General features: G+C 49.0%; 18 protein-coding genes. 14 read left to right on the top strand and 4 right to left on the bottom strand.

Translation table 11 applies throughout. The features are described 5' to 3' along the window. Positions 1 to 10 precede the first annotated feature (10 nt). From kdpB to IEV98_RS16315, 8 genes are all read left to right on the top strand, one after another. Positions 11 to 2,020 (top strand): potassium-transporting ATPase subunit KdpB, encoded by a 2,010-nt coding sequence (gene kdpB, locus IEV98_RS16350; protein WP_188507090.1) that lies wholly within the window; start codon positions 11 to 13, stop codon positions 2,018 to 2,020. Between the two features lie 19 nt (positions 2,021 to 2,039). Further along, a complete protein-coding gene (locus IEV98_RS16345; protein ID WP_188507089.1) occupies positions 2,040 to 2,603 on the top strand; it encodes a K(+)-transporting ATPase subunit C in 564 nt (187 codons plus the stop codon). A 12-nt stretch (positions 2,604 to 2,615) separates the two neighbouring features. After that, positions 2,616 to 3,704 carry a porin gene (locus IEV98_RS16340; RefSeq protein WP_188507088.1) on the top strand — a complete coding sequence of 363 codons (1,089 nt, stop codon included), beginning with the start codon at positions 2,616 to 2,618 and terminating at the stop codon, positions 3,702 to 3,704. 74 nt (positions 3,705 to 3,778) lie between these two features. Then, entirely contained in the window at positions 3,779 to 4,900 is a 1,122-nt protein-coding gene (locus IEV98_RS16335; protein WP_371870673.1) for a sensor protein KdpD, read from the top strand. After that, positions 4,897 to 6,618, top strand: a complete 1,722-nt coding sequence (locus IEV98_RS16330) for a sensor histidine kinase (RefSeq protein WP_188507087.1) — start codon at positions 4,897 to 4,899, stop codon at positions 6,616 to 6,618. Before IEV98_RS16335 ends, IEV98_RS16330 begins: the two co-directional genes overlap by 4 nt. Before the next feature lie 179 nt (positions 6,619 to 6,797). Next, entirely contained in the window at positions 6,798 to 8,741 is a 1,944-nt protein-coding gene (locus tag IEV98_RS16325; RefSeq protein WP_188507086.1) for a KUP/HAK/KT family potassium transporter, read from the top strand. A gap of 63 nt (positions 8,742 to 8,804) precedes the next feature. Beyond that, positions 8,805 to 9,617: an AraC family transcriptional regulator gene (locus tag IEV98_RS16320; RefSeq protein WP_188507085.1), complete on the top strand. Its 813-nt coding sequence runs from the start codon at positions 8,805 to 8,807 to the stop codon at positions 9,615 to 9,617. Positions 9,618 to 9,733: 116 nt separating this feature from the next. Next, on the top strand, positions 9,734 to 12,190 hold the full coding sequence (locus IEV98_RS16315; RefSeq protein WP_188507084.1) for a TonB-dependent receptor: 2,457 nt from the start codon (positions 9,734 to 9,736) through the stop codon (positions 12,188 to 12,190). Between the two features lie 69 nt (positions 12,191 to 12,259). Here IEV98_RS16315 and IEV98_RS16310 read toward each other — a convergent pair whose 3' ends face one another. Next, a complete protein-coding gene (locus tag IEV98_RS16310) occupies positions 12,260 to 13,087 on the bottom strand; it encodes a ferritin-like domain-containing protein (protein WP_188507083.1) in 828 nt (275 codons plus the stop codon). 11 nt (positions 13,088 to 13,098) lie between these two features. Further along, positions 13,099 to 13,815, bottom strand: coding sequence for a ferritin-like domain-containing protein (locus IEV98_RS16305; RefSeq protein ID WP_188507082.1), 717 nt, complete (start codon positions 13,813 to 13,815; stop codon positions 13,099 to 13,101). A gap of 281 nt (positions 13,816 to 14,096) precedes the next feature. On the opposite strand from IEV98_RS16305, the gene IEV98_RS16300 reads away from it, so the two are divergent. The 4 genes from IEV98_RS16300 (at position 14,097) to IEV98_RS16285 (ending at position 17,105) form a co-directional block, all read left to right on the top strand. Then, a complete protein-coding gene (locus IEV98_RS16300; protein ID WP_188507081.1) occupies positions 14,097 to 14,642 on the top strand; it encodes an RNA polymerase sigma factor in 546 nt (181 codons plus the stop codon). A gap of 2 nt (positions 14,643 to 14,644) precedes the next feature. Continuing rightward, complete coding sequence (locus IEV98_RS16295) at positions 14,645 to 15,463, top strand: anti-sigma factor (RefSeq protein WP_188507080.1); 819 nt, start codon at positions 14,645 to 14,647, stop codon at positions 15,461 to 15,463. Between the two features lie 150 nt (positions 15,464 to 15,613). Then, on the top strand, positions 15,614 to 15,988 hold the full coding sequence (locus IEV98_RS16290) for a response regulator transcription factor (protein ID WP_188507079.1): 375 nt from the start codon (positions 15,614 to 15,616) through the stop codon (positions 15,986 to 15,988). A gap of 178 nt (positions 15,989 to 16,166) precedes the next feature. Then, complete coding sequence (locus IEV98_RS16285) at positions 16,167 to 17,105, top strand: hydrogen peroxide-inducible genes activator (RefSeq protein WP_188507218.1); 939 nt, start codon at positions 16,167 to 16,169, stop codon at positions 17,103 to 17,105. Positions 17,106 to 17,180: 75 nt separating this feature from the next. Here the strand turns inward: IEV98_RS16285 and IEV98_RS16280 are convergent, their stop codons facing one another. Continuing rightward, the gene (locus IEV98_RS16280) at positions 17,181 to 17,921 is read right to left on the bottom strand and encodes a 3-keto-disaccharide hydrolase (RefSeq protein ID WP_188507078.1); all 741 of its coding nucleotides are present in this window, start codon (positions 17,919 to 17,921) and stop codon (positions 17,181 to 17,183) included. A gap of 326 nt (positions 17,922 to 18,247) precedes the next feature. Here IEV98_RS16280 and IEV98_RS16275 point away from each other — a divergent pair, with 326 nt between their 5' ends. Both IEV98_RS16275 and IEV98_RS16270 read left to right on the top strand, forming a co-directional pair. Continuing rightward, positions 18,248 to 20,587, top strand: a complete 2,340-nt coding sequence (locus tag IEV98_RS16275; RefSeq protein ID WP_188507077.1) for a TonB-dependent receptor — start codon at positions 18,248 to 18,250, stop codon at positions 20,585 to 20,587. Positions 20,588 to 20,591: 4 nt separating this feature from the next. After that, entirely contained in the window at positions 20,592 to 21,371 is a 780-nt protein-coding gene (locus tag IEV98_RS16270) for a DUF4249 domain-containing protein (protein WP_188507076.1), read from the top strand. A gap of 18 nt (positions 21,372 to 21,389) precedes the next feature. Here IEV98_RS16270 and IEV98_RS16265 read toward each other — a convergent pair whose 3' ends face one another. Then, entirely contained in the window at positions 21,390 to 21,998 is a 609-nt protein-coding gene (locus IEV98_RS16265; protein WP_188507075.1) for a polysaccharide deacetylase family protein, read from the bottom strand. Positions 21,999 to 22,042 lie beyond the last annotated feature (44 nt).

Here is a 22,042-nt window from a genome sequence, read left to right as displayed (position 1 = left end):
GAAGTATATTATGAATAATAGTCAATCGTTGTTCCAGAAAGGTGTCGTCCTAGATGCCCTGAAACAATCATTTATGAAACTCAATCCGAAACTGATGTTCCGAAATCCGGTGATGTTCACCGTTGAGATCGGCACAGCTGTAATGTTCGTCGTTACCTGCTGGACGCTGCTGGGGGAAACCTCACAGGGAAGTCCGGCCTACAACTTTTTTGTTTTCGCTGTCTTGTTCCTGACGCTGCTGTTCGCCAATTTCGCCGAAGCCATTGCCGAGGCACGCGGTAAGGCACAGGCAGAAAGCCTGCGCCGCACCCGTGAAGAAACCTCAGCTTATCTGGCAGATGGGCGGGTGGTTTCTTCATCTTACCTAAGCAAGGGAGACGTCTTCATCTGCAAGGCGGGCGATATCATCCCGGCAGACGGCGAAATTGTGGAGGGGTTAGCTACGATCGACGAAAGTGCGATCACCGGTGAGTCTGCCCCGGTCATACGCGAAGCAGGGGGTGACAAAAGTTCGGTAACGGGTGGCACGAAAGTGTTGTCGGATCGGATCAAGGTTCGCGTTACGGCTCAGCCGGGTGAGAGCTTCCTCGATAAGATGATTGCGTTGGTGGAGGGTGCGAGCCGGCAGAAAACCCCAAATGAAATAGCGTTGACGATTTTGCTCGCTGGTTTCACATTGGTTTTCATCATCGTATGCGTGACACTGAAACCATTTGCAGATTACGCCAATGCGCCGATTACGATCGCCGCATTCATCTCGCTGTTCGTATGCCTGATTCCCACGACCATTGGCGGACTGCTTTCCGCGATCGGGATTGCCGGGATGGACCGGGCACTGCGGGCCAACGTGATAACCAAGTCGGGCAAGGCCGTGGAAACCGCTGGTGACATTGATGTGCTGCTGCTCGATAAGACAGGAACCATTACCATCGGTAACCGGAAAGCCACAGCTTTTCACCCCGCACCCGGGATCGCGAAAGAAACACTCGTGCGTGCCGCAGTATTGGCCTCCATGGCCGACGAGACACCCGAGGGCAAATCGGTCATCGAACTGGCGGGCGTAAATCCCGATGCTTATGATGTGGTCAGCCCGCGTTTCATCCCGTTCACGGCGGAAACCCGCAGTTCGGGTATCGACGCCGACGGTATCCGCATCCGCAAAGGGGCAACCGATGCGATCCGGCAACTGGTTGAAAAGGCCGGAAACGAGTTTCCGCAGCAAACCAAGGAAACCGTCCGGGTTATCTCCAGCAACGGCGGAACACCGCTTGTCGTAGCAGAGAACGATCAAGCCATCGGTGTAATCGAATTGCAGGACATCATCAAGCCCGGCATTCAGGAGCGCTTCGAGCGTCTCCGCAAAATGGGCATCAAAACGGTGATGGTGACCGGCGACAATCCCCTGACCGCGAAATACATCGCGGAAAAAGTGGGTGTGGACGATTTTATTGCCGAGGCGAAACCCGAGGACAAGATGAACTACATCAAGAAAGAGCAGGCATCGGGTAGACTGGTAGCCATGATGGGTGACGGTACGAATGATGCCCCGGCGCTTGCGCAGGCAGACGTGGGTGTGGCCATGAACAGCGGCACGCAGGCGGCCAAGGAAGCAGGCAATATGGTGGATCTGGACAATGACCCCACAAAGCTGATTGAGGTGGTCGAAATTGGCAAGCAATTGCTGATGACACGCGGTACACTGACCACGTTTTCCATTGCTAATGACGTGGCCAAATATTTCGCCATCATCCCGGCGCTGTTCATCGGCGCGATCCCAGCTCTTCAGGGCTTGAACATCATGGGGTTGGACAGTCCGGAAAGCGCCATCCTATCGGCAGTGATCTTCAACGCGATTATCATTCCCTTGCTGATCCCGCTGGCGTTGAAAGGCGTGACTTACAAGCCCATCGGTGCCAGTGCGCTGTTGCGCAGGAACCTGCTTATCTATGGGTTGGGTGGCATTGTGATTCCGTTTATCGGCATCAAGCTCATCGATATCGTGGTTTCAGTATTCATTTAATAATTAAAACGATTAGAACATGAAAAAGCATTTGATTCCAGCTGCGGTGCTGACGCTCGTCATGCTGGTGTTTTTTACCGTCATCTACCCCATGGCAGTTTGGGGAATTGCACAATTCTCGCCTAATTGGGGCAAGGGCGAGATCATCGAGCACGAAGGGCGTCACCATTACGCCAATATCGGCCACTCGTTCATCCGCGACGATTATTTCTGGTCCCGGCCATCTGCCGTTGATTACAACGCAGGTGGATCCGGGGGCAGCAATAAAGGACCGTCAAACGAAGAATACCTGGCTTCGGTACAGGCGCGCATCGACACATTTCTATTGCACAACCCGGGTATAGACAAGTCACAGATCCCAGTGGACCTCATTACCGCCAGTGGCAGCGGGCTGGATCCGCACATTTCCATACAGGCAGCGGAAGTACAGGTGGCCCGGGTGGCCCGTGAACGCAACCTGCCCGAAGATACTGTTTCGGAACTGGTGGCATCGCAAACCGAAAAACCACTGCTCGGCATTTTTGGCCCGGCACGCATCAATGTATTGAAACTCAACCTTGCTTTGGATAACTTATCAGAATAACGACATATAACAATGAACAAAAAATTATTGGCAACCTGCCTTGGATTATCAGTAACAATATTTGTAAACGCACAATCCGATGAAGAAAGTAATCCGCTTACCATCAGCGGTTACGTCGAAACCTATTATGTGTATGATTTTGGCAATCCTGGTGATCACAACCGGGCCGGTTTCCTGTATTCGTATAACCGGCACAACGAGGTGAACCTCAATTTCGGCTTTGTCCAGGCTGCTTACGATAACGGCGCGGTGCGGGGCAAACTTGCACTCATGGCGGGCACCTATGCCAATGCCAACCTTGCCGCCGAGCCGGGCGTGCTCAAAAATGTCTACGAAGCCAATGCGGGAGTGAAAATCTCGAAAAGCAAAAACCTGTGGGTAGACGCCGGTATTTTCGGGTCGCACATCGGTTTCGAAAGTGCCATCGGCGCCAACTGCTGGAACATGACCCGGAGTATCCTGGCAGAGAATTCGCCCTATTTCCTTACAGGCGCCAAAATTTCCTACACCAGTGACAACGGCGAGTGGTTTCTCAGCGGCTTGGTCACCAATGGCTGGCAACGCATACATCGGGTGGATTGGAACAATATGCCCGGTTTTGGCCATCAGCTCACCTGGATGCCCAACGAAAAGGTCACCCTGAACAGCAGTTCCTTTATCGGGAGTGACGATCCGGACAGTACACGGCGGATGCGGTATTTCCACAATCTATACGGGCAATTCCAATTCAACGATCAATGGGGATTGATCGCCGGCTTCGATATCGGCATGCAGCAACAGGCAAAAGGCAGCGGTGACTACGATACGTGGTATACGCCCGTGCTGATTGCGCGCTATGCATCCACCGGATCGCTGGCTTTCGCTGCACGTGCCGAATACTATATGGACAAAAACCAAGTGATTATTCCGACGGAAACACCGAATGGGTTCCAGACGTTTGGCTATTCTTTGAACATGGATGTCAAGGTGCTGGATAACGTGCTTTGGCGGTTGGAAGGCCGGACATTCAATAGCCGCGAGGACCGGATTTTTACGGACCGAGATGGCCAGGCGGCAACGGATAATTACGTTCTGGCAACCTCGCTGAGCATCAGCTTCTGACCCCGGCTAATCGCTCCCGCATCGTGCCGGAGCGATTTTCTATGTTTATATTTGTATTCGGTTAATCGGCTATAATGGACGAACGTAAATCCGCAGAACATTTCCTCAACCTCATCAAGAAATCGAGGCAGGGGAAATTCAAGATCTATATCGGCATGAGCGCCGGCGTGGGAAAGACCTACCGCATGCTGCAGGAGGCCCACACCCTGATGCGTAACGGCATCGATGTAAAAATCGCCTACGTGGAGACACACAACCGAGCGGAAACGTCGGCATTGGTGGAAGGGCTGCCCGTTATTCCGCGGCGCCAGCTGTTTTATAAAGGCCGTCAATTGGAAGAGCTTGATGTCGAGGCAATCCTTAACCTCCGTCCGGAGGTGGTTATCGTGGACGAGCTGGCTCACACCAACATCGAGGGCAGCAAAAACGAAAAACGCTGGCAGGACGTGTTGGAAATCCTGGAGGCGGGCATCAATGTCATCAGCGCGGTCAATATCCAACACATCGAAAGCCTGAACGAGGAAGTGAAGGAGATCACCGACATCGAAGTCAGGGAACGTGTGCCCGACAGGGTCATTGCCATGGCCGACGAGCTGGTGAACATCGACCTGGCGGCAGAGGATCTGATAACCCGGCTGAAGGAAGGGAAAATTTATGATGCCGACAAGGTAGAAGCGGCGCTGGCAAATTTTTTCCAAAGCGACCATATTCTCCAGCTCCGGGAACTGGCCCTCAAGGAAGTGGCGGGCCACGTCGTAAGGAAGGTAGACACGCAGGTGCACAAAGGCACCGCATTGAAGCATGAACGGTTCATGGCCTGCATCGGCAGCGACGCCGGGCGGGCCAAGGCCGTCATCCGCAAAACAGCGCGGTTGGCCGGATACTACAGCGGGCAATGGTACGTGCTGTATGTGCAGACACCGCGGGAACGCATGGATAAAATCGCATTGGATAAGCAGCGCATGCTCATCAACAACTTCAAGCTGGCCACCCAATTGGGAGGCGAGGTCATACAAGTGCAGCACAAAAGCGTACCGACAGCAATCACCGAACAGGCCATAAAAATGGATATCACCACGGTGTGCATCGGCAATCCCCGGATGGGCCTGCTGCGGATCATCCGCTCTACGAGCATTTTCAACCAGCTGTTGAAAAAAATGGGAGAAACGGACATCGATTTAATCATCCTGTCATGAAGACAAAGACAAAACTCACAATTGGCGTAGGGGCGCTTTTCGCACTGATCATCCTGCTGGCTGCGGTCAGCACCTATTCGGTGAACAGCCTGAAAGACGATACAAATAATATCCTCACGGCCAACTATAACACATTGGAATATTCCCGGAATATGCTGATGGCATTAGACGAGGTGCATACAGACAAAGCCGCCTTTTCCCGCTTTGAAACCAATCTAAGGCAGCAGCTTGCCAATGTCACGGAAATGGGCGAGCGGGAAGTCACGCAGCGCATTGCTGACCATTTTGAGCGGCTCAGGGGCAATCCGGACGATAATGCCGCATACGCCGATGTACGTGCGGATATAGCCGAACTGATGCGGCTCAACATGGATGCCATCGTGCGCAAAAGCGAAACAGCCCGAAAAACGGCGGATTCCGCAACGATATGGATATCAGTCACCGGCGCGGGATGTTTCCTCATCGCGTTCATCCTGCTGGTGAACCTTCCGGGAAACATAGCCAATCCGATAAGGGAACTCACGGAAAGTATCAAGCAGATTGCCGCGCAGCGTTACGGCGAGCGCGTACATTTTGAAGGGCACAGCGAATTCGGGGAACTCGCCCGGTCATTTAACACCATGGCGCAGAAATTGGAAGAGTATGCCAATAGCAAGCTAGATAAGCTGCTGATGGAAAAGAAACGCATCGATACATTGATTGAAAACATGCACGACCCCGTGATCGGAATAGACGAGCACGGAAAGATACTGTTTGCCAACAGCGAGGCCGTGGCCGTAACCGGATTGGATAAACAGGGATTGGTTGGAAATATGATAACGCAACTTGCCATTGAGAATGATTTGCTACGGACACTGGCCAGAAAACCGGCAGAACCTGATAACCGGGAAAGTACCAAGCCCATCAAGGTATTTGCCGATGGGAAGGAAAGTTATTTTGAACGGGAAACCATCGATATCGACATTTCCCCTACCGGAGAACAGGAAACCCGGCGGATCGGTTCGGTCATCCTGCTACGGAATATCACCCCGTTCAAGGAGCTCGATTCGGCAAAGACCAATTTCATAGCGACGGTATCCCACGAGCTGAAGACACCGATATCATCAATAAAGATGAGCCTCGACCTGTTGGAGCACCAGACAACCGGGAGGCTCAATGAAGATCAACGCCAGTTGATCGAAAGTATACGCGACGACAGCGAACGTTTGCTCCGGATCACCGGCGAACTGGTCGATATGTCACGTCTCGAAAGCGGCCATATCCAACTGAATAAGCAGCCGAGCGATCCCATGGCAATACTCGATTACACATTGGGCGCTGTAGGTAATCAGGCTGTACAGCGGGGAATTGAGCTCGTCACCGAAGTGGATGCGGACTTACCCATAATTGATGTGGATGCGGAGAAGACCGCATGGGTGCTCACTAATTTTATGACCAACGCGATCCGCTATTCGCCGGATAACGGCCGCGTGATTATCTCTGTTAAGAAAAGCGAACGAGTGCTTCGATATTCCGTCCAGGACTTTGGCAAGGGTATTGAACGACGCTATCGCGACCGCATCTTCGACCGGTATTTCCAAGTGCCTGGAAGCAATAAAGCCGGCACCGGCCTCGGATTGGCCATCAGCAAAGATTTTATCGAGAACCAGGGAGGAAGGATCGGTGTCGACAGCGAACCGGGACTTGGAAGCACATTCTTTTTTGAGCTGCCTTGTTGATCTCCCGAGGTTAGTGACTACGCGATTTATCCTTACATGGCAGCATGTATTACGACTTGTATATATGCGTTTTGCTATCGGATATAACTCTGCTGTTGACGAAAAAAGTATTTCGGTTTCCCAGAAATGGGATATTAATTGATAAATAGTATGTTTGCAAGCGAATAACGACGACAACAATGCAGCAGCAATCGGCCAAACATCCGCTTACCGCAGCCGGGCTTCTTATCGCGCTAGGCATTATCTACGGTGATATTGGCACGTCCCCTTTATATGTCTTCAAAGCGATTATAGGGCAGGACAGTATTAACCCCGAACTGGTATACGGTGGCCTTTCGTGCATTTTTTGGACACTCACGCTGCAGACAACCATCAAGTACGTCATCATCACATTGCGGGCTGATAATAAGGGTGAGGGTGGTATTCTTTCCCTTTTTTCCCTTGTCCGAAAGCGGGGTAAATGGATCGTATTCCCCGCTATGCTCGGTGGGGCAGCGCTTTTGGCCGATGGCATGATTACGCCAGCCATAACCATTTCGTCAGCAATCGAGGGATTGGACATTTTTTATCCGCAGTTGCAAACCGTGCCGATTGTGCTGGTCATCGTCGTTGCACTTTTCTCCCTTCAGCGGTTCGGTACCGCTGTGGTGGGCCGGTTATTCGGTCCGGTAATGTTGATCTGGTTTTCCATGCTGGCGATATTGGGTCTTGCGCATTTGCTCGGTAATCCAGCTGTCCTCATGGCCATCAGTCCACATTATGCGGTCCAGACGATCGCTAGCCACCCCAACTCGCTTTTGATCATCGGTGCTGTTTTCCTTTGTACCACGGGGGCCGAGGCACTTTATTCCGATCTTGGTCATTGTGGACTTAAGAACATCCGGATTTCATGGATATTTGTGAAAGCCTGCCTGCTTTGCAATTATTTTGGGCAGGGGGCGTGGTTGCTCGAACACGATGGTGCGTTGCTCTCGGGCAGTAATCCATTTTATATGGTGATGCCCAAATGGTTTATACCCTATGGCATTTCGGTGGCTACCCTGGCTGCTGTCATTGCCAGCCAGGCCATGATTTCCGGCGCTTTCACGCTTGTCTCTGAAGCCGTGCGGCTTAACCTATGGCCTAAAGTGCGCATCGTACATCCTAATCTGCTCAAAGGACAGCTCTACGTGCCCTCGGCAAACTGGATATTGTTGATAGGTTGTATTATCGTCATCCTGGTATTCCGTGAATCCGCTAAGATGGAAGCGGCATACGGACTGGCAATAAACATTAGCTTTATTGTCACCACGGTACTGATGACCGTCTTTCTTTTACAGAAGCGGGTTCCGAAGATATTTGCCTTCAGCTTCCTTGTTGTATACCTCGCCATTGAGCTGACTTTTTTTGTGGGCAATGTTTCCAAATTCACCCATGGCGGCTGGCTTACACTGCTGATAACGGCGATTATCTTTTCCTTGATGCTTTGCTGGTGGTGGGCACGGAAAATTAAGAATAGGCACACGCGTTTTGTTGATATCGGTAAGTACACGGCCATAATTTCAGAAATCGGCAAGGATAAATCCATCCCACTTTATTCATCCCAGTTGGTCTACCTCACCAGTGCCAATTTCGATTTTGAGATCGAAGAAAGTATCATCTATTCCATTGTGAAGAAGAAGCCAAAGCGGGCCGATGTATACTGGTTGGTACATGTTGATGTGACAGATTCACCCTATACAGGCGAATATGAAATCACGCAGTTGATTCCAGGGAGGCTGATCCGGATTGATTTCCGATTGGGATTCCGTGATGAGCAGCGAATAAGCGTGTTGTTTCGGGAAGTCGTAGAAAACCTGGTAGCCAATGGCGAGGTGGATATCAAAAGCAATTTTGATACCCTGCGCAAACATGGCATTGATGGAGACTTCCGGTTCATTGTCCTGGAGCGCATTTTATCTAACTCATCGGAGTTCAATTTTGCCGAGCGTATCGTGCTAGATATCTACAGTGCGTTGAAGGTATTCAGCCTCTCTGAAGAACGCGGATTTGGTCTTGATTCCAGTTTTGTCACCATTGAACGGGTTCCTTTAATGGTTCCGTCATCGTTTCGGAAAAAGGAACAACTGAGAAGGACAAAGTGATATCGTTTAGGTGCCATTTGCAAACACAGTAAAGATTTGTAACTTCGGCCAGCTTTATTTCGTATGCTCCGCGTTAAGAATAAGATTGACAGCCGACAAGACATAAAAATCGCGGAATTCCGAAAGGATATCCGGACCACGCTCCCCCACAAGCACAATAGCTATTTTGAGTTTGTTCTGCTCAATGACGGAGGTGGGTGGCATATCATTGATGGCAAACGCTATCACGTGACCCCACCGGTATTTTTTGTAATCAGAAAGGAACAGGTCCATCACTGGGAGCTGACTGGCGAACCAAGAGGCTACGTACTAATCATCAAAAAGCAATACGTAGATAATAGCCTCGATAAATCTCTTAACGAACTGCTCGCTAAAGTAAGCTCGATTACCTATTTGCCCGTCTCTGCCCCGGAGAGCCTAACGGCCCTTTTCGATTTGTTACTCACGGAGTGGAATTTATTACTTCCGCATCGCGACCAGGTAATCGAGGGACTACTCAAAGCGTTATTGGCCAAACTGCTACAGCAATCCCGCCCAACGGCATACGGGCATATGGGTTTATCTGATATGTTTCAGCGTTTTGACGCACTGCTCGGACAAACCGAAATGCTGTGCAACAATGTCGCCCACTACGCCGGGCTGCTGAATACTACACCTCAGAATCTAAATACGGTCTGCCGTAAGGCCGTCGGCCAGTCAGCGGCATCCTTTATCGCAATTCATCTGGTCGGAGAGGCTAAACGCCTGTTGCTTTATACGGATATGACGATCAACCAAATTGCTATGCGGTTCGGATTTGCCGATAGCTCACATTTTATTAAATATTTTAAGCGTCATAGCGGAAATACCCCCAAAGTCTTCAGGCAATTGGACTAACAAATCTGTCATTGTTTTGTACCACCATATTTTCAAATAGACCGCATATAGCCAATCCGTGCAACTAACTTTGCAGCGTCTACTACTGCATGGTTTTGGCCAATATCAATGAAAAAATGAAAAAATCATACCTATTGCTTACAGGTTTTCTAGCGTTATTAACAGGAGAACTCACTGCACAAACAGGATCTATTAGCGGCATCGCATTTGATAAGGCGGCAGAAAGCCCATTGGCTTTCGTCAGCGTTTCCCTGTGCTTAGCCAAAGACTCTTCCTTAATCGATGGCCAACTTTCCGATGCTGATGGTCGCTTTCTATTCGATGACGTGAAGCGAGGTAATTATTTCGTCCGTCTACAATTTTTAGGCTACAAGACGGCCGAATCATTGCGGATAGTGGTGGCAGATAGGCAAGTCGTTGATATAGGCAGCATAGCGCTCAACGTGGACCCGCGGTTCTTAAATGAAGCGCAGGTAACCGGCCAGCGGCTGCAAAGCTTCAACAAGATCGACAAACAGGTCTACCGTGCGGAGCAATTCGATGCTGCCAAAGGGGGTACGGCAATAGACGTAATTCGCAATATGCCAGCTGTTTCCGTAGACGGACAGGGCCAGATCACCATGCGGGGCGCTCAGGGATTCCTCGTATTGGTCAACGGAAAGCCCATACAATCCGATGCTACAACTTTTCTTAGCCAACTGCCCGCCAATCAGGTGGAAAACATCGAATTGATTACTTCGCCTTCAGCCAAGTACGACCCCGATGGCAGGGGTGGTATCATCAATGTGACGACAAAAAAAGGGGCAGGTGATGGACTCGCTGTCATTACCAATATCCAGGGCGGATTACCATCCACCAATGATTATGACAATGCCGAAAGACAGCAACGTTATGGTGCTGATGTTACGGCAAATTACCGGCGTGGAAAATGGGATGTTTCATTGGGTGCCAACTACCTTCGCAATGATAACGCCGGCCTCCGAGACGGGGATGTCTTTACGCTAGTAGATAATCACAAAACATCGTTTCCGTCGTACGGTGAGCGTAGCTTCGATAAATACAACTATGGTGGGCGGTTCAACATTGTCTTTACGCCGAACACCCGCAACGAAGTCTCTGCCGGTTTCTTCGCTGGCCACAAGTTCCAGGATCGGGTGGCGGATATCCATTATGATAACGTTACGACCGAGCTCGGTACGGGTACCGTCATTGGATGGAATCAATATTTCAATCCTAACCTGCAAAACAAGCAGGGCGACTTTCTCTTGGGAAACCTCGATTACAGCCATACCTTTTCAAATGGCGCCAAGCTTAGTTTTTCAACGCTTTATGAACATGCCGGCCTGAATGGCTCGACGCTAAACCGAAATATCGTGGCTGCCGATACCATTCAAAATACGGTAAGCACCTACCGGAATCCGTTAGATGGATTCCGTGGAAAAGTCGACGTCGCTATACCGATAGGGCAGGGGATGTGGGAAAGTGGTTACCAATACCGGTTGGATAAACAGCATGGTCAATTCGTGTATTCCGTAAAGGAGGCCGGTGAGACTGGTTTTACAACGGTGCCTGCGTTTACTGGTGAGGTAAAGGCAATCAATCAAATTCATTCGGTCTATTCTCAGTATTCAGGCAAGTCCGACCGGTTGGAGTATATGGGCGGATTGCGTTATGAGTATGCCAATCGCAATCTGGATGTCAATTCCATCAGTGAGGATGATTACCAACTGACTTTGCACAATTTGTTTCCTTCTGCAAGCGTGCTGTATAGTTTTGACAATGGGTGGAAAACCAAGGCTGGTATCTCCAGGAGGGTGCAACGCACCAGTAATTTTGAATTGAATCCCATTCCCGAGCGGGAGCACTCAGAAACGCTGGAACAAGGTGACGCGAACCTGTTGCCGGAATTTATCTATTTGGCTGAGCTAGGGATGATACGTGATTTTAAGCAGGGCTCATTCTTTGCAACCGCATATTTTCAGGATATTAAGAACCCCATCCAACGCGTCAACAGTGTATTTGCGGATACTATATTGAATCGCGTCTTTACCAATGCCGATCGGGCGAACCGCATTGGCTTCGAGCTCGGTACTAACTATTCGCCAACGAAATGGATGCAGCTATATTTGGGTACTAACGTGTACCATAGCCGCACAACCGGGGTTGTTTTGGATTACCTAGAAGCCCGCGAAAATCAGGCTTGGGTGTATTCGATTAACGGCAATGCTAATTTTCAGCTAACCCAGCAATTCAGTGTCCAGGGTAATGTAAATTATTTGTCTGCTAGGCCGACGGTGCAGGGAGAAGACTCGCGTTTCCTTTCGCCCAATCTGTCATTAAAGCATACATTTATGGCGGGTGCATTGACTGCGCTTGTGCAATGGCAGCATATCGGGCTAGGTATTTTACCCAGTAATGAGCAACGGATTACCACTTGGGCGCCGGACTTTTATACTACCACCAACTATATTTATGAAACGGACGTGATTATGCTTAGCCTTTCGTTCAATCTGAATCGGCTGACGCGCCAGATTACACTTCCGAGAAGCGAGTTTGGAGAAAAGGAGTTTTGATGCGACCAAATGGCAAAAGTCCTGCTCCGAAGGGGCAGGACTTTGTTCTCTTAGCAGGACTTTTGTCCCTTACTTAATAAATAATCCCGCAATGGCCAAAACCGCTTCTGCAGTCAGCGGTTCGTCAAAAGACTGGGTTGCCGCATCAGCGGACAGTTTGCCTCCCACTCCATTTAAGGAGGTGATATCCACATCGGCTTGCATTACATTGTCCTCGCCAGCGTATATGGGGTCTACCACGGCACCTATTCCACTGTCATTTGCCCCAGTTATCCACGGTTTTTGGCTGCCGGCTGCACCTCCCCGGGCGCGTCTCATTTGCCGGATATGTGATGCGTGGCGGGCTTCAGCTGCATGGATCTGCAGTGCCGCGGTCAATACAACCTGGTTGCCCTTTAATAATCCGGCCTGCCCTTTGTATGCCCTTACACCTGTATCTTCAAATGCTTGAGCAAGCGCCAGAAACGTGTCATAATCGGTAAAGACGTTGTTAAAGGTTCCTCCGGCCGTAAAATCAAAACTAGGCTTGGAAACTGCGTCCGATCCAAGCACTTGTTTTAGGAATGCCACATGTGCGACTTCATGGTCGCGTATGGTGGTAATAGCGCCCCTCGGTGGGCCCGAAGGGACCAAGCCGGACGCAGCTGCGCCCATCGTATAGAATTCGGCCTCCAGGTACTCTAAAGTAAGCGCGTAATTGAGCACGCCGGTTACATCGGTGGGTACCTGGCCATAGGCCTTTTTAAATAACGACCCCAGCATGAAAGGCATGGCCGCAAAGGCTACTTTGGTGCCCATCGAAGCGATATTTTTGATAGCCGCTCTGCGTGGACTTATGCGTTCGTGGAATTCCGGATCCACGTGTGTGATTTCATCGAATATGCTGAATAAGTTCATGGTGTTTTTCGTTAGTAAGTGGGTAAATCTGTTACGTCTATCGGTGATTTGATAAATGGTGCAGCTGCTTGCAAGACCACCGTAGGGCTATTTGAAAGGTCTAGTCCGTTCGAGTCAATCACCTCATCATTGGCAAACGATCCATTCTCAATCAGGTCGCGAACCAAGGCGGCATGCCTCGCCTCAACCGATACGATTTTGCCTGCCAATGCCAGGTAGTTGACATCCGCTATCAACCAACCGGCACCGTTGTAAGCCGATACGCCGAGATCTTCAAATGTCTTGGCCGTTGCTAATACACTGCCTCTGCTTGAGAAATTAATGGCAGAGAAATCGAACGTCAACGATGCAATCGCCTGTTGACCAAGCGCGGCTTTAAAAAATTCGCGGTGGGCAATTTCATGATCCCTGATGTCCGTCATCAGCGCACGTTCCCAATCCGAAATACTGCTGTAGGGGTTGGCTACAACTTCTGTGTAAAATGCAGCCTCTAGTTGCTCCAATGCATAAGCGTAATTCAGAATAGCAATGTCACCACTGCCAAAATAAAACTCGTTGCCTCCCATACCCGGGCCGGGATTATCCTTTTTGCATCCCAAAGCCACCAACGCTGCCGCAGCAGCTCCCGCGCCCGCGTATTTGAGAAATTGCCGCCGCTTAACCGATGTTTCGGCCACCCCATCTACTGACAGGAGCTGACCGTCTGTTTTTTCAATCGAATTTTTCATGGATTGTATCATTTAGTTAATTAAACCTAGCGCTACTTGATGGTACGCAGCTGTATATACGAGGCCTACAGGACTTCGGATTTAGCGCTCGATAAAAAAATAAAAATCACGATCCACAAATCCGAGGGAACGGACTTTCCGTATGTAAGGCAGCTCGGATGCAATATTGGCCAGCATTCGGGTCAGATGGGTTCACTAGGGCCGACAGTTAAATTGGAATTATTTTTCAGAAACAAGAAAAAAAAGCTATCATTACCGGGAATTACGACTACAGAAGCAATTTGTCCTCAAAACTGCCATACACGGAATCCGAACTGGTTGAGTTGTTGAAACTCAAGAGCCAACGGGCGTATAACTATTTGTATGACAACTATTCCGCGGCTGTATATGGTGTGATTTGCAAGGTGATCAGCGATGCGGATGAGGCGGCAGACGTGATGCAAGAAGCGTTTATTAAGATATGGAGGAATATCGAACAGTACGATGCCAGTAAAGGCCGGCTATTTACTTGGATGATCAATATCGCTAGAAACCTAGCTATCGACTACATCCGATCCTCGCGGTCCAAGAATAACAGCAAGACCGAAACGCTGACCGAGGCAACACCATTAGCCCCTGGAGACTATACCGATCATATTAAAACCGATCACCTTGGGTTGAATAAAGTAATCGATGAGCTTACAATAGAACAAAAGGCAATCATTGATTTGGCTTATTTCCAGGGATATACACAAGAAGAAATTGCGAAGGAGCTAAATGTGCCTTTGGGAACTGTAAAGACGCGTGCAAGGGCAGCACTATTGAAATTGAAACATTTGTTTGTTTAACGTTGAATATACAGGAATACATATCATCAGGGATCATTGAAAACCATGTACTTGGTTTAACTTCTCCTGCAGAAGATGCCGAGGTAGTAAAGCTGTCTGAGCAATACCCCGAAGTGCGGCAAGCGCTGCGCGAGGCAGAAGATGCATTGATGAATTATGCCCTGTTGCATGGTAAAACACCGCCCGCTAATACTAAAGATAAGATTTTTAAAGCGTTGGTCGATCAAGGCCAAATGAATGAAACGCCAACAGTTGATGCTACACCGGGATTCAGCGCCGGTATCGGAGAAACAAAAACCCATCGCATCACCCGCGTCCTTGCTATTGCGGCTTCTTTACTATTTGTTGCAAGTGTTGCTTTTCATTTGTTTAAAATGGCTGATTTCCGGCAGCAAATACGCCAGTTGGAGCAAGAAAAAACCGACTTGATTGCGCAAAATGAAACGTTCATGGCGCAAATCCAGGAGGCTCACCAAGAACTGGATGTGATCGGAGACCCCGCTTTCAAGGCCGTAGTACTCAGTGGCGTTCCAGGCCACGATGATAACCGGGCGTTGGTCTATTGGCATAATGTGTCCCACACGGTATACCTCAAACCAACCAACTTACCGGAGTTACCGACGGACAAGCAATATCAGCTGTGGGGTATCGTGGCCGGCAAACCTGTCAGCGCAGGGGTCTATGAGTCGCATGATTCGCAACAGACCCTTCAACAAATGATTGCTTTGGCAGACGTGGAAATGTTTGCCATCACAGTCGAGCCAGTAGGAGGTAGCAAACAGCCTACGTTGGACCAAATGGTGGTAGCGGGCAAAATCTAGGCCTCACGGACAGGATGAGGAAATCCGTTACAACCGGAATTCGGTAACCTGCAGTATTGTGTGATTTTTCTAAATCGAAATCCAAACCTTCCTACGTTGCGTATATTATAATGTATAGCAGTAACTACAAGTGCGGAGAATTGTTTTTTGATGGAAAAGAAGGTTGCAGTTTTGGAAGACGATCAAGACATCCGTGAATTGGTCGAGTTTATTTTGTCAGAAGCAGGTTTTGAAGTAATAAGCTATGACAGGGTGGCCAGATTTTGGGCAGGATTGAGGAAAGCTAAGCCAGACCTATTTCTATTGGATATCATGCTTCCTGACGGAAATGGCCTGGACATTTGCAAGAAACTCCGTTCGGCGCAGGACACGGCTAATATTCCCATTGTCGTTATGTCAGCGGCTTATGACGATGTTGGAAGCGAATGTGTGGGATCGGAGTTTCTAAAAAAGCCATTTAATGTAAGCGATCTTATTTCCCGTGTGCAACGGCTGATAAGCGAGGTAGGCAAAAAAAACAGGTAATTGCGCCGCTCAAGGAGGTGATGACATTCCGATGAACAGGGCAACACGACGCGCAATAAAAACGTTCTCGAATAATGAAAAAACACGTCATCGGTAACAGTATGTTAACGGCATTGTGCATTTTTGCTGGTCACAGATGGCTTCGTTTTTGTACCTTTGCATCACTTTTATCGATATCATGACGCTGGTACAATTGGAATATATTATAGCGGTAGATACTTACCGCAGCTTTGTTGCTGCTGCCGAAAAATGTTTCGTGACGCAACCGACCCTGAGTATGCAAATCCAAAAGCTGGAAGAGTCTATCGGGGCGCGTATTTTTAACCGTAGCCGGCAGCCGATCGTGCCTACCGAGGTAGGCGTTGAAATCATCAAACAGGCCCGGATAGTACTTACCGAGAGCCGGAAGATCAATGAGCTGGTGCAATTGGAAAATGGCGAATTGGAAGGCGAGTTGCGCATCGGCGTCATCCCCACAATCGCCCCTTACCTGCTACCGCGGGTATTGGGCAGTTTCATGCAGAAGTTTCCCAAGCTGCAATTGCAGATTTGGGAATATACAACGGACAAAATCGTCAGCGAACTGAAAGTAGGATTGCTGGATTGCGGGGTGCTCTCCACGCCGGTGTACGATCAGGCCTTGATTGAAAGGCCACTGTTCTACGAGCCATTTGTGGCTTATATCTCTCCGCAGAGCAAACTGGTAGAAAAACGAGAGGTGACGTCTGATGATATCCTCAGCGACAAGCTGTGGCTGCTCACCGAAGGGCATTGTATGCGTGGGCAGGTGTTGAATATTTGCCAGCGGAAACGGAGCATGGACCCACACGGCACGTTCGAATACAATACGGGGAGCGTGGAAACCTTGAAACGGATGGTCGACAGTAATTCGGGTAGCACCATTCTGCCTGAGCTGAGCATTGAGGATTTCGACGAGGATCGGTTGGCCAGGGTACGGTATTTCAAAGCGCCTGAGCCGGTGCGTGAAATCAGTCTGGTGACCACCCATAATTTCCTGAAGAAGCTGGCCATTGAGGTACTCGAAAAGGAAATCATTGCTTCTGTGCCCAAGAAACTCCGATCGAAAAAGAAGAAGGATGTAGTCGGGTTTGAGTGATTGGTAGTTGGAGATCTGTAAACGGTGGTCGGGGCGGTGATACGTAATAACCAGCCTCCGACCACCAGTCACTGATTAAAGTTCCTTGATGCGGATGTTGCGGTAAGCTACCACATTGCCGTGATCCTGGAGGGCAATTTTACCTTTGGGATACTTGGCAAAATCGGTCCAATCCTTAAATTTGCTTGCAGTCAATACCTGCTCCCATTCTGGCGTTCCGATGGTGACATCGGCCGTCTGCACGCCATTGAGCCACAGGGTAATCTGACCATTGTTTTTCAAGATACGTGCCTGGTTCCATTCGCCTACTGGCTTGGGCTGCGACACTTCTTTGCTGCCAATCATGTCATACAACGAGCCAGCGAGGTGGTTTTCAATTTTGTTGTCACCGGCATCGATGTTGTCCAATACTTGCATTTCAATGCCGGTTTGGTAAGTGGCGCTGAATTTTGGGTCTTCGTGCACGCTGAAGATGATGCCGCTGTTACCGCCCGATGAAATTTGCCATTCCAACTCGAGTTCGTAATTTTCATATTCGCCGTCAGTGACAATATCGCCACGTTCTTCACGTGGTACTTCCGGGTTGAAACGCAGTTCGCCATTTTGGGCTGTCCAGCCTGCAGACGCCGTGTCCCTTAGGTAGGTATGCCAACCATTGGTGGTTTGCCCATCGAATAGTGACACCCAGCCGTCGTTTTCAACCGTTGTTGTCGCTGCGGTGGAGTCTTGGCCTTCTTCGGTCTTTTGTCCGGATCCGCAGGCGGCCAGAAATACAACGGCAAAAGCAACAGATAGTGAATTTTTTAGATTTTCCATTTCAAAGATTCTGTGATGTTTTTTTGATTTATTAGCTTGTTTGCCTCCAATACTACGAACTTATTTTTAAATGTGGGTATTTGTATCACTAATTTTGTAAACCACCGAGCGTGATTGATATGTCTGCTGGTGCGATTTATTAGTAGTTGTATTTAATAATATGCTGATAAACAGTGTATTGTAATTGTGTTGGTCTTCTGATTAATCATAAAGGAATGAAATATCGTGATTTCGAACATTAATTGGAATAATCCATGTAATATTGTGGGCTAAAATGGAGTTTAACTAGGTGGTACGTGCTTGCCATTTTGATTTGATATAACGACATGTCCTTTACGCTGTTTTGCAGATTCTATTTTATTTTCATTTCGATTCTTGCCGGTTTATCCCTCGATGCGGTATCCCAAACCACCCACACCGTAAGCGGCCACGTCCGCGATGCGCTTACCGGAGAGACCCTGGTCGGGGCGAGTGTACGGTTGAAATCTGATCCCTCAGCGGGTGCGCGCGCCAATAACTACGGTTTTTATTCCCTTACATTGCCAGAGGGGAATCACTTGCTGGTTATTTCGCACGTCGGCTACACCGCGCAGGAAATGGATGTCAGCTTGATGGCGGATACGATCGTTGATATCGATTTGCGCAGTGGTGCGTTGTTGGATGAAGTGGTCATCAATCAGTCGTCTTCCAGTGAAAATGTACGCAGCCCGCAGATGGGGATGACCCGCGTAGACGTTAGCGAAATCAAGCACGTACCGGTATTGATGGGCGAAAGGGATGTGCTGAAAACCATTCAGCTGCTTCCGGGTGTACTTTCTGGTGGTGAGGGAAGTAGCAATTTCTTCGTGCGCGGTGGCTCGGGTGATCAGAACCTGATTTTGTTGGATGAAGCCATGGTATACAATGCGTCCCACCTCTTCGGCTTTTTCTCCACATTCAATTCGGACGCGATCAAGGATGTAAATCTGTATAAGGGTGGTATGCCGGCCCAGTATGGTGGTCGACTAGCATCTGTGCTCGATATCACCATGCTGGATGGGAATAAGAAATCCTTAGGGGCGGAAGGTGGTATTGGGCTTATTGCGTCGCGGTTGAAGGTGGATGGGCCGATCGTGAAAGACCGGGGGTCGTTTATGGTCAGTGGGCGTAGGACTTATGCTGACCTGTTTCTTAAATTATCCAATGACGAAGATATTAATAACAGCCGGCTATACTTCTATGACCTGAATGCGAAAGCTAACTATCGATTCAATGAGCGGAATACGGTCTTTCTTTCAGGGTATTTCGGCCGTGACGTATTGGGCTATTCCCGTCTTTTTGGTTTTGACTGGGGCAACGCAACGGGCACGCTAAGATGGAACCATGTGCTGAATAGCCGCTTGTTTTCGAATACCACCTTCGTATACAGCAATTTTAATTATAACGTCAACATCGAAAACGAGGAGTTTAATTTCGTTATCGCCTCCCGCATACAGAATTATAACCTGAAGCAGGATTTTCAGCTTTTTGCGTCAAATAAGAGTACCTGGCGCTTTGGGGTCAATTTGCTTCAACAGGGCATTTCGCCCGCTAATATCGATGCTGATGAAAACACAGCCGTGAATAGCTTGCGGCTCGAAGACCGGACGGGGATGGAATTGGCGGGATACCTCTCGCACGAATGGAAGCCTACCGAGCGATTGAACCTGATCTATGGGCTCCGGGTAAACAACTTCCTGCTTTTCGGTCCCGGCACGTTCTACGAATACGACGCTGACGGCGATGTGCGTTCAAGCCAGGTATATGGGCGCGGCGAAGTAGCGCAGTATTATATCAATCTTGAGCCTCGACTATCACTAAGCTACCAACTGCAGGAAAATAATAGCCTTAAACTTTCGTATAATCACAATGCGCAGCACCTGCACCAATTGTCAAATTCGACATCTAGTTTGCCTACCGATGCTTGGGTGATGAGCAGCAACAATATCAAGCCACAGCTGGCCGACCAAACCGCATTGGGCTATTACCAGAACTTCGGAGACAATCGGTACGAGTTTTCGGTTGAATCGTATTATAAGTACATGCAAAATCAGATCGACTATCGCAATGCTGCGGATTTGCAGGCTAATGAGCATATCGAGGCCGAATTGCTATATGGGATCGGGCAGGCTTACGGTGTTGAACTGTTCCTGAAAAAGCGGACGGGAAAGCTGAACGGGTGGCTGAGCTACGCGTTGTCGAGAAGCGAGCGTCGGTTTGACGGTATCAACGGTGGGAATTGGTTTGCCGCGCGGCAAGACCGTACACATGATGTATCCGTTGTGGGGATGTATCAACTGTCGCCCCGCTGGAACCTCTCGGCCACATTCGTTTATAGTACAGGCAATGCCGTGACATTCCCCAGTGGTAAGTATTCTGTAGATGGGCGCACACTTTGGTACTATACCGAAAGGAATGGCTATCGTATGCCAGATTACCACCGGCTTGATCTGGGGGCAACGTGGGAGTCAACGGCGTTCAAACGGTTCAAATCCAGTTGGACATTTGGTGTCTACAATGCCTACAACCGCAAGAATGCGTATATCATCGATTTCAGGGAAAATGAAGCGAATCCCAACGTAACGGAGGCTTATCGGATTGCGTTATTTGGCATTATACCTTCGGTAACATGGAATTTTAAGTTTTAAAGCGATGCGTCATATCTTTCTTTTTATCCTGTTATTATCCACGTTATTGTGGTCTTCATGCGAAGATGTTATTAATGTCAATCTGAACGGCGCCAATCCACAGTTGGTAATCGTGGGCGTGGTGAGTAATTGGGCGAATGAACAGCAGGTGACCATCAGCCGTACAGTAGCTTTTGATAAAGATTACGCGTCTGAGCCGGTATCGGGGGCGGAGGTGGAGGTGGTAGCTGGAAGTGGTCGGGTTTTTCGATTTGTCGAGAAAACTCCTGGATCATACGTGGCCGCAAATTTCCAGGGAAGGCAAAATGAACGGTATGACCTGCACGTGCGCGTAGCGGGGCGTGAGTTTACGGCAACGTCTACGATGCCCAATCTGGTCACTGCAGATTCCATCGGCACGGCGGTCAGAAACCTATTTGGAGAGGAACAGAAATTCATTAGTATCAAATACCAAGATCCACCCGAGGTGCCGAATTACTACCGTTACCTATGGAGTGTGAATGGCCGGGCTTTTGAAATGCTATATGTGACGCGCGATAAGTTTAACGACGGAAAGTACATCAGTGAAGACTTGGCCGATTTCGATGTCGAGCTGTTCAGCGGTGATTCAGTTGTTGTGCAGATGCAGTGCATTGATAAAGCCGCCTATGATTTCTGGAACGCCGTACAATCCATCAATCCCGGAACAGCCGCTCCGGCAAATCCGCCCTCTGTTTTTGGTGATGGTGCATTGGGTTATTTCAGTGCGCACGCCATGTCGGAGATTTCGACGATCGTGCAATAGGCTATCGGCCATTACCTGTTACAATACCCCAAACTCATATCCTTCGGCCAGCCAATGCTCGATGGCCCGTGGTAGCGCATAGTGGATGCGTGGAGTGGCTTTAACGTTATCATGGAAAACAACGATAGAGCCGTTTCGCGTATGCGTGATGACGTTACGCAAGCATTTTTCAGGACTGATTTTGGTGTCGAAATCACCGCTAAGCACATCCCACATGATGATGTCGTAGTTCTTCTGAAGATATTTATATTGCGAGCGCGTGCCACGGCCGTAAGGGGGGCGAAATAAATTGGTCTGTGTCAATTGCTGGCAGCGGTCGATATTTTGAAGGTAAATGCTGTCCGGCGTTTTCCATCCATTGAGATGATTGTAGGTATGATTGCCAATGCGGTGACCATTTTTCAATAGGCAAGCAAACAAATCAGGATGTTTTTTTATATTTTCGCCCACACAGAAGAACGTAGCTTGGATATCGTAGTTTTTTAATGTATTTATTACAAACGGTGTAACATCCGGTATCGGACCATCGTCAAAGGTGAGAAAAATGTGCTTTTTTGACCTGTTACCGTGCCACGTGAGTGACGGATAAAGCCATTGCAACAACAAAGGTGCTGTCGTGAGGTACATGGGTTTCGTTTTTTTGCGAATATAGGGGTTGTCGCAGAATTCTA

Source organism: Parapedobacter pyrenivorans (genome assembly GCF_014636865.1).
Classification (GTDB): Bacteria; Bacteroidota; Bacteroidia; order Sphingobacteriales; family Sphingobacteriaceae; genus Parapedobacter; species Parapedobacter pyrenivorans.
This window is presented reverse-complemented; position numbering and strand designations above follow the sequence as displayed.

What these genes read in the sequence shown, in the direction of transcription:
- kdpB (WP_188507090.1), top strand. Translation starts at nt 11, where the DNA reads ATGAATAATAGTCAATCGTTGTTCCAGAAAGGTGTCGTCCTAGATGCC.
- IEV98_RS16270 (WP_188507076.1), top strand. Translation starts at nt 20,592, where the DNA reads ATGCGTCATATCTTTCTTTTTATCCTGTTATTATCCACGTTATTGTGG.
- IEV98_RS16275 (WP_188507077.1), top strand. Translation starts at nt 18,248, where the DNA reads ATGTCCTTTACGCTGTTTTGCAGATTCTATTTTATTTTCATTTCGATT.
- IEV98_RS16290 (WP_188507079.1), top strand. Translation starts at nt 15,614, where the DNA reads ATGGAAAAGAAGGTTGCAGTTTTGGAAGACGATCAAGACATCCGTGAA.
- IEV98_RS16320 (WP_188507085.1), top strand. Translation starts at nt 8,805, where the DNA reads ATGCTCCGCGTTAAGAATAAGATTGACAGCCGACAAGACATAAAAATC.
- IEV98_RS16340 (WP_188507088.1), top strand. Translation starts at nt 2,616, where the DNA reads ATGAACAAAAAATTATTGGCAACCTGCCTTGGATTATCAGTAACAATA.
- IEV98_RS16280 (WP_188507078.1), bottom strand. Translation starts at nt 17,921, where the DNA reads ATGGAAAATCTAAAAAATTCACTATCTGTTGCTTTTGCCGTTGTATTT.
- IEV98_RS16325 (WP_188507086.1), top strand. Translation starts at nt 6,798, where the DNA reads ATGCAGCAGCAATCGGCCAAACATCCGCTTACCGCAGCCGGGCTTCTT.
- IEV98_RS16345 (WP_188507089.1), top strand. Translation starts at nt 2,040, where the DNA reads ATGAAAAAGCATTTGATTCCAGCTGCGGTGCTGACGCTCGTCATGCTG.
- IEV98_RS16285 (WP_188507218.1), top strand. Translation starts at nt 16,167, where the DNA reads ATGACGCTGGTACAATTGGAATATATTATAGCGGTAGATACTTACCGC.
- IEV98_RS16305 (WP_188507082.1), bottom strand. Translation starts at nt 13,815, where the DNA reads ATGAAAAATTCGATTGAAAAAACAGACGGTCAGCTCCTGTCAGTAGAT.
- IEV98_RS16265 (WP_188507075.1), bottom strand. Translation starts at nt 21,998, where the DNA reads ATGTACCTCACGACAGCACCTTTGTTGTTGCAATGGCTTTATCCGTCA.
- IEV98_RS16310 (WP_188507083.1), bottom strand. Translation starts at nt 13,087, where the DNA reads ATGAACTTATTCAGCATATTCGATGAAATCACACACGTGGATCCGGAA.
- IEV98_RS16315 (WP_188507084.1), top strand. Translation starts at nt 9,734, where the DNA reads ATGAAAAAATCATACCTATTGCTTACAGGTTTTCTAGCGTTATTAACA.
- IEV98_RS16330 (WP_188507087.1), top strand. Translation starts at nt 4,897, where the DNA reads ATGAAGACAAAGACAAAACTCACAATTGGCGTAGGGGCGCTTTTCGCA.
- IEV98_RS16335 (WP_371870673.1), top strand. Translation starts at nt 3,779, where the DNA reads ATGGACGAACGTAAATCCGCAGAACATTTCCTCAACCTCATCAAGAAA.